The organism is Allobosea sp. TWI1241, from assembly GCF_039673065.1.
GTDB lineage: Bacteria > Pseudomonadota > Alphaproteobacteria > Rhizobiales > Beijerinckiaceae > Allobosea.
In genome coordinates, this window is record NZ_JBDJKW010000005.1 from 120,908 (window position 1) to 134,788 (window position 13,881).

Consider the following 13,881-nt stretch of genomic DNA (forward strand, 5'->3'; position numbering starts at 1 on the left):
TTTCCTATGCGTCTGCCGCTCTGTCGAATCCGGGGTCTGGATCAGTTGAACACGCAGTTGCGCCTCGGCCTCGCGGCCGCCATCGCCCTCTCCCTGGCTCCCGCCGTTTCCAGCGGCGCCTTCGCGCAGGGCCGTCCGCCGACCTCCGCGCAGCCGGAGAAGAACTTCCCCTTCGACGCGTCCTGGACCCTGCTCCAGGCCGGTGGCAAGCAGGCCTCCGGCTATCGCATCACGCTGAAGGTGGATTCCAACCTGCGCGGCACCGGCTTCTCGGGCTGCAACAACTTCTCGGCCGCCGCCTACCCGCTGCGCCAGCAGGGCTTCGCGGTCGGGCCGATCGCGGTGACCAAGAAGGCCTGCGACAGCGGCGCGATGGGGTTCGAGCGCAGCTTCCTGCTGGCGCTGCGCTCCGCCAAGCAGTGGGACCTCGTCCAGGGCCGCCTCGTCCTCAAGACCGGCCAGGGCGACCTCACCTTCGAGCGCGGCATCTGAGGCCCGCTCGGGACGCCTCGCCGCCTCCCGCCCCATAGGACGACCATAAAAAAGACCGGCACGCCCAGCGCGCCGGTCTTTTTTCGTCGCGGCGCTTGTTTCGCCGTGGCGGCGCGCCTCAGCCCCAGGAAGCGAGGTCGCGCGGCTTGGGGCTGAAGGTGCCGTCGGGATTGCGCTCCATCGCCACCAGCGCATCGTGCATCTCGCGCAGCGTCGAGCGGTGGCCGATCGAGACGATGCTGGTCTGCGGCAATTCGCGCCGGATCATCGCGTAGATCTCGCCCTCCAGCTTCTCGTCGAGCGAGGCCGTGGCCTCGTCGAGGAAGAGCCAGTCCGGCTTCGCCAGCAGCGCGCGCGCCACCGCGAGGCGCTGCTGCTCGCCGCCGGAGAGGCGCTGGCCCCAGAGATCGACCTCGTCCAGCCGCTCGGTGAGATGGCCGAGGCTGACCTTCGCCATCACGTCGCGGATGGTCTCGTCGCCGAAGGCATCCGGATCGGCCGGATAGGCCAGCGCGGCGCGCAGCGTGCCCTGCGGCAGATAGGGCCGCTGCGGCAGCACCAGCATGCGCGTGCCGGCCGGGGCCGAGACCTTGCCCTGGCCGAAGGGCCAAATGCCCGCCAGCGCGCGGAACAGCGTAGACTTGCCGGACCCCGAGGGGCCGACGACCAGCGTCGAGCGGCCCTTGGCCAGCGCGAGGTCGTCGACCTGTACGATCGGCTGGCCGCTGGGCAGGCTCAGCGTCATGTCGTGGATGCGGGTGTCGCCGCCTTCCGAGACGCCATGGGCGATCGCGGCGCCGTCCTGGTCGGGATGCTCGGCTTCCGCCTGCGCCACCGCCGCCTCGAAGGAGGTCAGGCGGTTGATGGAGGCGAGGTAGGAGGCGATCGTCGCATAGCTGTTGATGATGAAGGAGAGCGCCGTCTGCACCCGGTCGAAGGCGCCGGCGACCTGCATCATGATGCCGAGCGTGATCGTGCCGGCGAAGTAGTACGGCGCCAGGATCATGTAGGGCAGCACGACGCTGAGCTGGTTGTAGGACAGGGTGAAGCTGGTCAGCTTCAGCCGGCGCCAGACCAGCCGGTAGAAGTTCTCGACGATGTCGCCGAAACGGCGGGAGAGATGCCGCCCCTCGACCGGCTCGCCGCGCATCAGCGCGATCTGCTCGGAATATTCGCGCAGGCGGGCGAGCGAGAAGCGGAAATTCGCCTCGCGGCGCTCCTGCTCGAACTCGAGCCCGATCAGCGGCCGGCCGATCAGATGGGTGATCCAGGTCGCCGCCACGGCATAGATGAAGGCGACCCAGAAGATGTAGCCCGGCACGGCGATCGCGGTGCCGGGAATGGTGAAGGCGACCTGGATGTTCCAGAGGATGATCGAGAAGGAGACAAGCGTCGAGACCTGGGTCAGCAGCGGCAGGGCGAAGCTGTAGGTCTGGTTGACGAAGGAGCGGGTGTCCTCGGCGATACGCTGGTCGGGGTTGTCGACCGTGCCGGCCAGCGCCAGCCGGTAATGCGTGCCGCGCCCGAGCCAGCGGGCATTGTAGGCTTCCGCCATCCAGCGCCGCCAGCGGATGAGCAGGGTCAGCTGCGCGAACATCTCGATCAGGTTCGAGACCACCCAGACGAAGGCCCAGACGCAGAAGACGTAGAAGAGCTGGTACCAGAACGCCGCAGCATCCTTGTTCTGCAACGCATCGTACATGTCGCGGTTGAAGAAGGAGAGGCGCAGCGTGATGCCGACCTGCAGCTGGTTCAGCACGATCAGGAAGACGAAGAGCGAGACCGCCAGCCGGCCGAGCCGGATCTTGAAGGGGCCGATCGGCCAGAGATTGGCGGTGGTGATCTCCTCGGATTCGAAATAGGGCGAGGCGATCCGGGCGATGCGGGCGATCACCGGCACGAAGGAGATCGCGTAGATCAGGATGCCGAAGACGCCGACCGTGGTCGGCAGGCTGGTCGGCACCGCCGGCAGCTGCAAAGCCGCCGTCCACCAGCCGAGCTGCGAGAGCAGCGCGCTGCCGCCGAAGACTACGTATTCGATGGCGAAGACCGCCGAGAAGATCTTCAGGAAGAAGGCCAGCGTCGGCGCGCGGAAGGTAACGACGGCGAGCAGGGCGCCGATCACGCCCATGCCGATCGTCCCGGCATCGCCGCTGCGCACGCCCACCGCGAGCGCGATCACGGCCATCAGGGCGACGGCGAAACTCAACAGGCGCATGGCGTAATCCCGGTTCGGCTGGGCGCGCGGCGGACGCCGCGATTCGCGGAGGATGATGCAGGCCAGCACCGCACACAAGGACGCCCTGCATAAGGCTTCGCGGCGCCGCTCAGCGATTTGTGAAGCGCCCGGTGCCGGCGCGCCGGACGCAGCGGCAGCCCCAACGGAAAAGGCCCGGCTTGCGCCGGGCCTTCCTGGTCTTGCCGGATGGCTTGGATCAGAAGTCCATGCCGCCCATGCCGCCGCCGCCCATCGGGGGCATCGGGGCTTCCTTCTTCGGAAGCTCGGCGATCATCGCCTCGGTGGTGATCAGCAGGCCGGCGACCGAAGCCGCGTCCTGGATCGCCGTGCGCACGACCTTGGTCGGGTCGATGATGCCGGCCTTGACCATGTCGCCGAACTCGCCGGTCTGGGCGTTGTAGCCGTAGGCGTAGTCGGTGGCCTCGAGCAGCTTGCCGACCACGACCGCGCCGTCATCGCCGGCGTTGTCGACGATCTGCTTCGCCGGGGAGGTGATGGCCTTGCGGACGATCTCGACGCCGGTCTTCTGGTCGTCGTTCTGGGTCGTGAGCGACTTCAGGGCGCCGAGCGAGCGCAGCAGGGCGACGCCGCCGCCCGGCAGGATGCCCTCTTCCACCGCAGCGCGGGTGGCGTTCAGGGCGTCGTCGACGCGGTCCTTCTTCTCCTTGACCTCGATCTCGGTCGCGCCGCCGACGCGGATGACCGCGACGCCGCCGGCGAGCTTGGCCAGACGCTCCTGCAGCTTCTCGCGGTCATAGTCCGAGGTGGTCTCCTCGATCTGCGCCTTGATCTGCGAAACGCGGGCCTCGATCTGGTCCTTGGCGCCGGCGCCGTCGATGATCGTGGTGTTCTCCTTCTCGATGCGCACCTTCTTGGCGCGGCCGAGCATGTCGAGCGTCACGGTCTCGAGCTTGATGCCGAGGTCTTCCGAGATCATCTGGCCGGCGGTCAGGATCGAGATGTCCTCGAGCATGGCCTTGCGGCGATCACCGAAGCCCGGAGCCTTGACGGCGGCGATCTTCAGGCCACCACGCAGCTTGTTGACGACGAGCGTGGCCAGGGCCTCGCCCTCGACGTCCTCGGCGATGATGAGCAGCGGCTTGCCGGTCTGCACGACGGCCTCGAGGATCGGCAGCATCGCCTGGAGCGACGACAGCTTCTTCTCGAAGACGAGGATGTAGGGATCCTCGAGCTCGGCGACCATCTTCTCGGCGTTGGTGATGAAGTACGGCGAGAGGTAGCCGCGGTCGAACTGCATGCCCTCGACGACGTCCAGCTCGGTCTCGGCCGTCTTGGCCTCCTCGACCGTGATGACGCCCTCGTTGCCGACCTTCTGCATCGCGGTCGAGATCATCTCGCCGACCGACTTGTCGCCGTTCGCGGAGATCGTGCCGACCTGGGCGACCTCGGCGTTGGAGGTGACCTTCTTCGAGTTCTTCTGCAGATCCGCGACGATCGCCTCGACAGCGAGGTCGATGCCGCGCTTCAGGTCCATCGGGTTCATGCCGGCGGCGACGGCCTTCGAGCCCTCGCGGACGATGGCGGCGGCCAGCACGGTCGCGGTGGTGGTGCCGTCACCGGCGGCGTCGTTCTGCTTCGAGGCCACTTCGCGCACCATCTGGGCGCCCATGTTCTCGAACTTGTCGGCGAGCTCGATCTCCTTGGCGACGGTGACGCCGTCCTTGGTGATGCGGGGAGCGCCGAACGACTTCTCGATCACGACGTTGCGGCCCTTCGGACCCAGCGTGACCTTCACGGCGTTGGCGAGGATCTCCACGCCGCGCAGCATCTTGTCGCGGGCGTCGGTGGAGAAGCGAACTTCTTTGGCAGCCATGAGACTACTCCTGATTGAACGTTACGGAAGGGCGGTCTGCGGGCTGATCAGCCGACGATGCCCATGATGTCGGATTCCTTCATGATCAGGAGATCCTGGCCGTCGATCTTGACCTCGGTGCCGCTCCACTTGCCGAACAGGACGCGATCGCCCTGCTTGACGTCGAGGGCGACGAGCTTGCCGGCCTCATCACGGGCGCCCGGACCGACCGCGACCACCTCGCCCTCCTGGGGCTTTTCCTTGGCGGTATCGGGGATGATGATGCCGCCCTTGGTCTTCTCTTCGCTATCAAGGCGACGGACCACAACGCGGTCATGCAGCGGACGGAACTTCATGGTTCTGTCTTCCTCTCGCTCGTAAATTCTTGACGGTGCCTCACCGGGAGGCGTCCCGCTGGATGTCTGTTAGCAGTCTCGATCATCGAGTGCCAAGCGACGTCGGGGAGATAGGTCGCCCCCGTGGGGGAGTCAAGGAGCGCCGCGCGCAAAGGTTAGCGGCGCGGGGATAGGCGCCTTGTCCTGCTGCGGTAGCCGCACAAACCGGCTATCCTGTGGCGATGACCACCCCCATCCCCGATCCCCGCCTCGACGATATCGGCCGGTCCTGCGTCGTGCTGCATGTGCGCATGACGGCGCGCGCCGTCACCCGCGCCTATGACGAGGCGATGCGGCCGAGCGGGCTGAAGATCACCCAGTTCGTGCTGCTCTCGGCACTCTCGACCGGGCAGTGGCGTTCGGTGACCGAACTCGCGGAACGCTTCGCGCTGGAACGGACCTCGCTCACGCGCAACCTCCAGCTGCTCGCCGCCGAGGCGCTGATCGAGCGCTGCGAGTGCAAGGGGCGCGCACAGACCTATCTCGTCACCGAGAAGGGCCGCGCCGCGATCGAGAACGCCATCCCCTATTGGCGCCTGGCGCAGGAGCGGATCGAGACCGCGCTAGGCAGCGAGCGCTGGAGCGAGACGCGCGACGGGCTGCGCGCCATCCGCCGCGCCATCCGCGACGTCGCGCCCTTGCCCGCGCCCGACGCAGCCGGCTGAGCCTCCGCCTTGACGCTGCGCGTCGGCACCTCATAACGTGCAGATACACGATGAGGGAGTTTCCGCGATGCAGCCTGCCTATGGCGTCGTCAGCCGCGATGTCCTGCTCGCCGAGGACGGGCTGAGCTTCCTGCGCGCCATGCTGGAAGGGCGCCACCCCGGTCCGCCCATCGCCGAGACGCTCGACTTCACCCTGAGCGAGGTCGCGCAAGGGGCCGTGGTCTTCACCGGCCAGCCCGGCGCACGCTTCCTCAACCCGCTCGGCACGGTGCATGGCGGCTGGACCGCGACGCTGCTCGATTCCGCCATGGCCTGCGCCGTCCATGCGACGCTCGCGGCCGGCGAGGGCTACACCACGCTCGAGATGAAGCTGAACTATGTGCGCCCGGTGCTGCCCGATGGCGGGCCGGTGCGCTGCGAGGGCCGCGTCATCCATCGCGGCGGCTCGATCGCGACCAGCGAGAGCCGGCTCCTCGATGCACGGGGCAAGCTGCTGGCGCACGGGACCGAGACCTGCATGATCTTCGGCGCGAAGCCAGCGGGCTGAGGGCGGATGCGGCCCTTGCCGCTCAATGCACGGGAGGCAACCCGAGCGAGGCCCATAGCTCCCGGGGGATCGCGTCGCCGGCGCTGAACCGGAAGCCGGCGACCTTTGTCCCATCCGGCGTCACCTCGCAGCGATAGCGCAGGCTGTACCAGCGCCGTCGGCTGCGGAAGGCGGCGCCGTTCGCCTCCAGCCCGGCGCGCGACAGATGCACATCCTCCAATGCGAAGGCGACGACGCGGTCGGGCTCGAAGGCGCCATTCCAGCCCCGGATCTGGCTCATCGCCTCGAGGTTGCAGATCTGCTCGACACGCTCGGCGTGATCGAGCCGCTTCAGGCTCTCCCGCGCCTCGCGGCTGCGCGGATGGGCCAGCACATCCGCCGACATGAGCTGCCGCGCCTCGACCATCGTGTCGAATGGTTGCGCGGGGGCCGGCGCGGCGGCTTCCGGGGCCGGAGCCGGCATCTCCGGCGGCGCGGGGGAAGGCACGACGGCGGCCGGAGCCATCGGGGCCGGGCGCGCCGCGGAGAGAGGCAGTTGCGCGGGGCTGAGGAGTTCCAACTCGATCGCCTCCTCCGGCATCGGCTCGAAGCGTGAAGGACGTGCCGCCAGCATGAGGGCGCCGAGCAGGGCGGCGTGAAGGAAGAGGGCGAGACCGATGGCGCACGCGTCGAGGCCGTTCCGCGGGGAAGGGGCGCGCCGCATCTCCGCTTAGGCCGTGAGGAAGGGAAATGCCGTCATCGCCTGCCCCCTGCCCCGACCCTGCCCCTGCCGTATTCAGGCGGTCTCGCCTCTGCATGGTTCGCCGAGCTCTAGCCCGGCGAAACCGGCGAATTTGCGGCTGACGTCGCCTGCGCCTCAGCGCCGGCTGACCGCGACCGCCCCGGCGACGATCAGCACCGCGCCGGCATAGGTCGTCCAGGGCGGCACCTCGGCGAAGAGCAGCCAGCCGAGCAGGCTCGCCCAGATCAGCGCGGTATATTCGATCGGCGCAAGCCGCGAGGCCGGGGCGCGGGCAAAGGCCGTCGTCAGCAGGAAATGCCCGGCGACGCCGAGCGCGCCCGCCAGCGCATAGGCGACGAGATCGGCCCCGCTCAGCGGCACCGCGTAAAGGAAGGCGGGGATGGCGAGGCACAGCGCCGGCCCGGCGTTCTGGAACAGCACGATCACCGCCGGCCGCTCGCGCAGGGCGATGCGCCGGAGCAGCACCAGGTTGAAGGCATAGGTCACGGCCGAGAACAAAGCCGCGGCGACGCCGAGGCCGGCGCCCGAGACCTCGCCCTGCAGCCGCGGCCAGACCATGACCAGCATGCCGGCGAGCCCGCAGCCCAGCGCCTGCAGGATGCGCCTGTCGAGCCGTTCGCCCAGCATCAGCGTGCCCATCAGGGCGACGAAGACCGGGGCGAGGAAGGAGAGCGTCAGCGCCTCGGCCAGCGGCAGCACCGAGACCGAGTAAAAGAAGGAGCCGGCTGTCATCACCACCACCGGCACCCGCGCCAGATTGCCCATGACACTGGCGCGCGTCGGCGCCGGCGGGCGAGTGATCGCCACCGCGGCCAGCGCGAAGACGCTGCCGGCGGCGAAGCGCATGAACAGCGCGACGATGAAGGGATGCTGCTGCATCTGCCCCTTCACCACGGCGTCCATACCGGTCAGCAAGGCGATCCCGAGGACGGCGAGGAGCGGGGCCGGCAGGGTCATGGTGCCTCGGCGGCGACGGGCCTGCGGTAGTGGTATTCCCAGCTGGCGGAGACGTCGGCCAGGTAGCGCTCGCCCGGCCAGCGGCGGAAGCCGAGCTTCTCGTAGAAGCGGTGGCCGCGGGTGAAGCGCGTGTCGGACCAGAGCATCAGCTCGGCCATGCCGCGCTCCGCGGCGAAGGCGAGCGCCCGCCCGAACAGGGCCTGGGCGAGCCCGGAGCCGCGATAGGCCGGATCGGCATAGACCTTGAACAATTCGACCGCGCCCTGCTCAGGAACCGGCACGGCGGCAAGCGAGCCGACGATGCGCCCGTTCTCGATGGCGGCCACCCAGAGCGCGCCGCCGCGCGCCGCATAATGCGAGGCCGGGCGGCGCAGCTCGGGGAACTCCGACCAGTCGAACAGGCAGCCGGGATATTCGGCGAAGCTCGCGGCGATCAGCGCCGCCAGCGGCTCTGAATCCTCATCGGTCACGGCGCGAAGCGTAGGAGGCGTCATGAACGAGCGATTAGGACCATTGCGCTAGGGTGGATAGATGTCCGTCTCGCCCCTCCCCCATGCTTCCCGCGCAGCGGAACTGGCCCGCTTTTCGCGCCGCGGCCCGGCATGGTATGGGTCTGCCGGCGTTCGGCGAGCCCCCGCATGAGCGTCATCCTGCCCTTCATCGTCAATTCGGCGCTGAATTTCGCGCTGGGGCTGCTGATCGCCTTCTTCCTCGGCCCGGCCGAGTTCGGCCGCTACGCCATCGGCGCGGCGATCGTTGTGCTGCTCAACACCGCGCTGCTCGACTGGATCCGGATCTCGGCGGTGCGCTTCTACTCGCAGAAGGCCCGGCTGGAGCAGCCCGAGATCCGCGCGACGCTGGACCTGCTGCTGGCGGGTATGACGCTGGCGCTGGCGGGCATCCTGCTCGCCGCGGTCGCCTCCGGCGTCGATTTCCGCCTGCCGACCATGCTGGTGGCGGCAGCCGTCGCCGCCGGCATCGGCGCCGGTCTGTTCGACTATCACGGCGCCATCGCCCGCGCCCGCTTCATGGACGCCGCCTACGCGCGGCTCGTCATGGTCAAGAACCTGCTGGCGCTGGTGCTGATGGTCGGCGGGGCCTGGTGGACGCGCGACGCGGCGGTCGTGCTGCTCGGCAGCGTGATCAGCGTCGGGGCCGCCCTGCTCACCGTGCGCCGGGCGCTGGCTGACGCGCCGCGCCTGCCCGGCGGCTGGCGTCGCTCGCTGGCGCGCGACTTCGCGCGCTACGCGCTGCCGCTGGTCGGCGCCAACGCGATCTATTCGCTGATCCCGCTGATCAACCGCTCGCTGATGGCGGATGGCTACGGCTATGCCGAGGCCGGCCAGTTCTCGCTGGCGGCCGATCTCGGCCTGCGCCTGTTCGGCATGCTCGGCGCCGGCCTCGAGATCGTGCTGCTGCGCGAGGTGCTGCGGCTCGACGAGACCGTGGGGCGCGAGGCGGCGCTGCGGCGCATCTCGGACAATCTGGTCATCGTGCTGATGGTCGCCCTGCCCTGCGCCGCCGGGCTTTACCTCGTGCTGCCGGCCTTCGAGGCGCTGCTGGTGCCGGCGGAGTTCCGCGGGCGCTTCGGCGTCTATCTCACCCTGCTGCTGCCGGGCTTCCTGGCGCTGTGCCTGTTCATCGCCGGGCTCTACCCGGTCTTCCTGCTCGGCAAGCGTACCGGGCTCGTCACCCTGGCCGCGCTCGCCGGGCTGGCGCTCAATCTGGCGGTCATCCTCTGCGCCGGCGCACTCGGGGCGGAGCGCTTCGCCATCGGCCAGGTCGCCGCCTTCCTGCTCGTGCTGGCCGTCACCGGCGTGCTGGCGCTCCGCAGCCTGCCCGCCCTGCCCCCGGCACGCGAGCTGCTGGCGCCGATCCTCGCCACCGCGGCGATGGCCGCCTGCCTGCTGCCGCTGCGCCGCACCATGACGCCGGCGATCGAGCTCGCGGCGATGGCGGCTCTCGGCGCGCTGGTCTACGTCGCCGTGCTGCTCGCCTGCGACACGGCGGGCTGCCGCACGGCGCTGCGCGGCTGGCGCTCGGCCCGCCGCGGCAAGCGCTGAAGGCCGGCCTGCCGCAAGGTTCGGTTTACCGCGTTTGCTTGCGGCTCGATAAGGTTAATGCGGGGATTTCGCCGCATTTCGGGCGGTTAAGCGCTTCGGGCGCCCGCGATTCACCATTCATTTCAACCATAAGCGCAGCGTCCCGGCAGGTTTCGTCGAGAGAGTTGCGTCATGCTTGCGATCCGCATCCTTCCGCTGGCGCTGGCCGGCATGCTCCTGCCAGCCGTGCCGGCGCTGGCCCAGACCTATTGCCGGCCCGTCGACCAGGCGGCGCGCGGCCAATATGGCGGCGGCTTCATCGAGATGCTGATGACGGGCCAGGACCCGAGCGATTACGGCCGCGGCCGCGCCGTCTACAACCAGCCCTCGCGCCCGGCCTATGGCCAGCAGCCGCAGCGCTATCGCCGCCTCTCCGACTACGAGGCCCCGGTGCCGCTCGACGGCGACCCGATCTATCGCGGGCAGGTTTCGCGCGGGCAGATCTCGCGTGGCGACGTCTATGGCGGCGAGGCCTATCCGCCGCCGCCGTCGCCCCGTCAGGAGCGCCGCAGCGCCTCGCTCGGCCAGCCGATGATGGCCGACACGCCGATCCAGCGCGCCATCCCCGCCCGCTTCCAGAAGCAGGAGGTCGCCTATGACGGGCCGCAGCGGCCGGGCACGGTGGTGATCGATACCTCCAGCCGCTTCCTCTATCTGGTCCAGCCCGGCGGGCGCGCCCTGCGCTACGGCATCGGCGTCGGCCGCGAGGGCTTCAGCTGGAAGGGCACGCAGACCGTCTCGCGCAAGGCCGAATGGCCGAGCTGGACGCCGCCGGCAAGCATGCTGAAGCGCCGCCCCGACCTGCCGCGCTTCATGCCCGGCGGCCCGGAGAACCCGCTCGGCGCCCGCGCGCTCTATCTCGGCTCGACGCTCTACCGCATCCACGGCACCAACGAGCCGCACACGATCGGCCAGGCGGTGTCCTCGGGCTGCATCCGCATGACCAATGACGACGTGATGGACCTCTATGGCCGCGTCCGCGTCGGCGCCCGCGTCGTGGTGATGTAGCCGGACGACCGGCCGCCCTGGCGGCCGGTCTGACTTGCTGCGGCTCGGGGGTCATAACCGCTTCGCGGTGCGCGCCCCCGTCATGACCGGGCGAGCCCCGCCCTACTCCGCCGCCAGCGGCGCCGGCATCGCCTCGCCGAGCCCGGCGTTGGCGAGCTTCTCTGGGATCGGCCCGCCGGTCGCCCAGTCGAGCAGCTCGGCGGTGTGGAGCACCGGCGTCCGCGCCCCGCGATCGGCGAAACCCTTGGCGATCTGGGTGATGCAGCCGATATTGCCGGTGGCGACGAGATCGGGCCGGGTGCGCTCGATATTCCCGACCTTGCGCTCGCGCAGCTGCTCGGCAATCTCGGGTTGCAGGATGTTGTAGACACCGGCCGAGCCGCAGCAGATATGGCCCTCCGGCACCTCCTTCACCCGAAAACCGGCGCGGGCGAGCAGGCGCTTCGGCCCGTCCTTGAGCTGCTGGCCATGCTGCATCGAACAGGCGGAGTGATAGGCGACCGTGAGGTCGAAGCCGCGCGCCGGCGCGATCTCCAGCGTCTCGACGAATTCGGTCACGTCCTTGGCCAGCGCCGCGACGCGCTCCGCCTTGGCGGCATAGGCCGGCTCGTTGCGGAACATGAAGCCGTAATCCTTGATCGTCGTGCCGCAGCCGGAGGCGGTGATCAGGATGGCGTCGAGTCCCTCGCCGTCGATCTCGGCCGTCCAGGCGTCGATATTGGCGCGGGCGAAGGCGAGCGCGTCGTGCTCGCGGCCCATATGATGGACCAGCGCGCCGCAGCAGCCCTCGCCCTTCGGCAGCACGACCTCGACGCCATGGCGGGTCAGCAGGCGGATCGTCGCCTCGTTGATGCCGGGATCGAGCACCGGCTGGGCGCAGCCCGACAGCATGGCGACGCGCTTGCGGCGCGGGCCTTCGGCGACGAAGCGCTGCGGCCCCTCCATCGCCGAGCGCCCCGGCAGCGCGGACGGCGCCAGCGCCAGCATCGCCTTCAGCCGCGTGCCGGCGAGCGGCAGCGCCCCGAGCAGCCCGGCGAAGGGCTTGCCCAGCTGGGCCGCCAGCATGGCGAGCCGGAAGCGGCCCGGATAGGGCAGGATCGCCGCCAGAACCCGGCGCAGCACCCGGTCGTGCCAGGGCCGCTCATAGGTCTCCTCGATATGCGCGCGGGCATGGTCGACGAGGTGCATGTAGTGCACGCCCGACGGGCAGGTCGTCATGCAGGACAGGCAGGAAAGGCAGCGGTCGACATGCTTGACCACCTCGGCCGTCGCCGGGCGGGCGTTCTCCAGCATGTCCTTGATCTGGTAGATGCGGCCGCGCGGGGAATCGAGCTCGTCGCCGAGCAGCAGATAGGTCGGGCAGGTGGCGGTGCAGAAGCCGCAATGCACGCAGCTGCGCAGGATCTTCTCCGACGCCGGCAGGCGCGGATCGGAGGCGAGATGCTCGGGGGTGAAGCTGGTCTTCATTTATGTGAACTTCACACCATCCAGATGGAGATTTAAGCGGACGAGCGAAGGCGCTGCGTCCGTTCTCACGCGAACCGAATAACCCTTCGCCACCAGATCGATCATCTCATCCTCACTCTTCGTGAGTACCTTGTTCTTCTCGTAGTGCTTCTCCGCACCCCGAGCCGGCGAACCCAGAACGTAAAACCCCTGCGCATCTCGGATAGCGAACTGCCGGGCCCCGGTTTTGGGACAGAGGCGATAAAGTCGCGAACTCACGTCAAATCCCTGCATAGATCCGCCCCGGCTCGAAGATGCCCTGCGGGTCGAAGCTCGCCTTGACGCCGGCGCTGACGCGCATCAGCGGCTCGGCCAGCGGCTCGAAGACCGGGACGGCGGCCCGCACAGCCTCGGGCGCGCGCACCAGCGTGGCGTGGCCGCCGAGCGGGCCGAGCGCGGCGCGGATCGCCTGCGCGCCGGCATCGCCCTCCGCCGGGACCGCCAGCCAGACCAGGCCGCCGCCCCAGTCGTAGAACCAGCGGGCTGCGGGGATCGCTGCGGCGATGGCGGCCGTGGCGCCCGGGCCGCGGCTCGGCGCCAGCGACAGGCGCCAGACCGCCTCCGGCGTGCCGGCGAAGGCCTGCGCGTCGCGCAGCCCGCGCCAGAGCGCGTCGCCCTCCGGCCCCTCGATCAGCCGCGGCCGGCCGTGCGGCTTGAGCAGCCGGGCGAGTTCGGCGCCGCGATAGTCGATCGAGGCGGAGACGTTCTCCAGCCGCAACAGCGTCAGCGCGGTCTCGCCGGCGATGCCCGCCGGCAGATGCGCCGCCGCCATCGGCTCGTAGGGCGAGCCGAGCGCGGCCGAGAGCAGCGTCACCGCCGCCGCGTCGGCGAGGCCGGGCCAGGCCAGCGTCACCACACGCTCCGGGCGCGGCAGCACGCGGAAGGTCACCTCCGTCAGCAGCCCGAGCGTGCCGTAGCTGCCGGCGACGAGCTTCACCAGGTCGAGCCCGGTGACGTTCTTCATCACCCGCCCGCCGGACTTCACCGCCTCGCCGCGGCCGTTGACCAGCCGGATGCCGATCAGGGAGTCGCGCGCGGCGCCGGCATTGATCCGGCGCGGGCCGGAGACGTTGCCGGCAGCGACCGCGCCGATCGTCGGCTCGCCGCGGGTGCCGAGCAGGCTGCGATGGTCCATCGGCTCGAAGGGCAGCATCTGCCCGCGCGCCGCGAGCGTCTGCTCGATCAGCGCCAGCGGCGTGCCGGCGCGCGCACTGACGACCATCTCGGCCGGCTCGTAGAGCGTGATGCCGCTCAACCCAGCGGCCGACAGCGTGGCCTGCGCCGCGACCGGCCGCCCGAGCCCGGCCCGCGTCCCGCCGCCGGTGATCGACAGCGCCCGGCGCGCATCCGCCGCCGCGCGGACGAGGTCACAGGCTTCGGCTTCGGTTGTGGGGGTGTGCACGATCACGCGCCAA

The 13,881-nt window shown here is 69.8% G+C and carries 13 protein-coding genes; 5 read left to right on the forward strand and 8 right to left on the reverse strand.

What is annotated here, in order from left to right; translation table 11 throughout:
- Nucleotides 1–45 precede the first annotated feature (45 nt).
- Entirely contained in the window at nucleotides 46–492 is a 447-nt protein-coding gene (locus tag ABE438_RS08795) for an META domain-containing protein (protein ID WP_346502222.1), read from the forward strand.
- Between the two features lie 118 nt (nucleotides 493–610).
- On the opposite strand, the gene ABE438_RS08800 is transcribed toward ABE438_RS08795, so the two are convergent.
- The 3 genes from ABE438_RS08800 to groES form a co-directional block, all read right to left on the reverse strand.
- A complete protein-coding gene (locus tag ABE438_RS08800) occupies nucleotides 611–2,710 on the reverse strand; it encodes an ABC transporter ATP-binding protein/permease (protein WP_346502223.1) in 2,100 nt (699 codons plus the stop codon).
- 217 nt (nucleotides 2,711–2,927) lie between these two features.
- Nucleotides 2,928–4,565, reverse strand: coding sequence for a chaperonin GroEL (gene groL, locus ABE438_RS08805; RefSeq protein ID WP_346502224.1), 1,638 nt, complete (start codon nucleotides 4,563–4,565; stop codon nucleotides 2,928–2,930).
- Between the two features lie 47 nt (nucleotides 4,566–4,612).
- The gene (gene groES, locus ABE438_RS08810) at nucleotides 4,613–4,900 is read right to left on the reverse strand and encodes a co-chaperone GroES (RefSeq protein WP_346502225.1); all 288 of its coding nucleotides are present in this window, start codon (nucleotides 4,898–4,900) and stop codon (nucleotides 4,613–4,615) included.
- A 221-nt stretch (nucleotides 4,901–5,121) separates the two neighbouring features.
- Here groES and ABE438_RS08815 point away from each other — a divergent pair, with 221 nt between their 5' ends.
- Together ABE438_RS08815 and ABE438_RS08820 are read left to right on the forward strand one after the other, a co-directional pair.
- Nucleotides 5,122–5,604 carry a MarR family winged helix-turn-helix transcriptional regulator gene (locus ABE438_RS08815; RefSeq protein ID WP_346502226.1) on the forward strand — a complete coding sequence of 161 codons (483 nt, stop codon included), beginning with the start codon at nucleotides 5,122–5,124 and terminating at the stop codon, nucleotides 5,602–5,604.
- 67 nt (nucleotides 5,605–5,671) lie between these two features.
- Entirely contained in the window at nucleotides 5,672–6,151 is a 480-nt protein-coding gene (locus ABE438_RS08820; RefSeq protein WP_346502227.1) for a PaaI family thioesterase, read from the forward strand.
- Nucleotides 6,152–6,173: 22 nt separating this feature from the next.
- On the opposite strand, the gene ABE438_RS08825 is transcribed toward ABE438_RS08820, so the two are convergent.
- From ABE438_RS08825 to ABE438_RS08835, 3 genes are all read right to left on the reverse strand, one after another.
- A complete protein-coding gene (locus tag ABE438_RS08825) occupies nucleotides 6,174–6,854 on the reverse strand; it encodes a DUF930 domain-containing protein (protein ID WP_346502228.1) in 681 nt (226 codons plus the stop codon).
- Between the two features lie 153 nt (nucleotides 6,855–7,007).
- Complete coding sequence (locus ABE438_RS08830; RefSeq protein ID WP_346502229.1) at nucleotides 7,008–7,850, reverse strand: DMT family transporter; 843 nt, start codon at nucleotides 7,848–7,850, stop codon at nucleotides 7,008–7,010.
- On the reverse strand, nucleotides 7,847–8,320 hold the full coding sequence (locus tag ABE438_RS08835) for a GNAT family N-acetyltransferase (RefSeq protein ID WP_346502230.1): 474 nt from the start codon (nucleotides 8,318–8,320) through the stop codon (nucleotides 7,847–7,849). Before ABE438_RS08835 ends, ABE438_RS08830 begins: the two co-directional genes overlap by 4 nt.
- Before the next feature lie 168 nt (nucleotides 8,321–8,488).
- Between ABE438_RS08835 and ABE438_RS08840 the strand changes: the two genes are divergently transcribed.
- Both ABE438_RS08840 and ABE438_RS08845 read left to right on the forward strand, forming a co-directional pair.
- Nucleotides 8,489–9,913, forward strand: a complete 1,425-nt coding sequence (locus tag ABE438_RS08840; RefSeq protein WP_346502231.1) for a lipopolysaccharide biosynthesis protein — start codon at nucleotides 8,489–8,491, stop codon at nucleotides 9,911–9,913.
- A 171-nt stretch (nucleotides 9,914–10,084) separates the two neighbouring features.
- Complete coding sequence (locus tag ABE438_RS08845) at nucleotides 10,085–10,960, forward strand: L,D-transpeptidase (RefSeq protein ID WP_465248585.1); 876 nt, start codon at nucleotides 10,085–10,087, stop codon at nucleotides 10,958–10,960.
- Nucleotides 10,961–11,062: 102 nt separating this feature from the next.
- Here the strand turns inward: ABE438_RS08845 and glcF are convergent, their stop codons facing one another.
- A complete protein-coding gene (gene glcF, locus ABE438_RS08850) occupies nucleotides 11,063–12,427 on the reverse strand; it encodes a glycolate oxidase subunit GlcF (protein WP_346502232.1) in 1,365 nt (454 codons plus the stop codon).
- A gap of 259 nt (nucleotides 12,428–12,686) precedes the next feature.
- Nucleotides 12,687–13,874 (reverse strand): FAD-binding protein, encoded by a 1,188-nt coding sequence (locus ABE438_RS08855; protein ID WP_346502233.1) that lies wholly within the window; start codon nucleotides 13,872–13,874, stop codon nucleotides 12,687–12,689.
- Between the last annotated feature and the right edge of the window lie 7 nt (nucleotides 13,875–13,881).

Coding starts and splice junctions, on each gene's coding strand:
- ABE438_RS08800 (WP_346502223.1), bottom strand. CDS start 2,710: ATGCGCCTGTTGAGTTTCGCCGTCGCCCTGATGGCCGTGATCGCGCTC.
- groL (WP_346502224.1), bottom strand. CDS start 4,565: ATGGCTGCCAAAGAAGTTCGCTTCTCCACCGACGCCCGCGACAAGATG.
- groES (WP_346502225.1), bottom strand. CDS start 4,900: ATGAAGTTCCGTCCGCTGCATGACCGCGTTGTGGTCCGTCGCCTTGAT.
- ABE438_RS08815 (WP_346502226.1), top strand. CDS start 5,122: ATGACCACCCCCATCCCCGATCCCCGCCTCGACGATATCGGCCGGTCC.
- ABE438_RS08820 (WP_346502227.1), top strand. CDS start 5,672: ATGCAGCCTGCCTATGGCGTCGTCAGCCGCGATGTCCTGCTCGCCGAG.
- ABE438_RS08825 (WP_346502228.1), bottom strand. CDS start 6,854: ATGCGGCGCGCCCCTTCCCCGCGGAACGGCCTCGACGCGTGCGCCATC.
- ABE438_RS08830 (WP_346502229.1), bottom strand. CDS start 7,850: ATGACCCTGCCGGCCCCGCTCCTCGCCGTCCTCGGGATCGCCTTGCTG.
- ABE438_RS08840 (WP_346502231.1), top strand. CDS start 8,489: ATGAGCGTCATCCTGCCCTTCATCGTCAATTCGGCGCTGAATTTCGCG.
- ABE438_RS08845 (WP_465248585.1), top strand. CDS start 10,085: ATGCTTGCGATCCGCATCCTTCCGCTGGCGCTGGCCGGCATGCTCCTG.
- glcF (WP_346502232.1), bottom strand. CDS start 12,427: ATGAAGACCAGCTTCACCCCCGAGCATCTCGCCTCCGATCCGCGCCTG.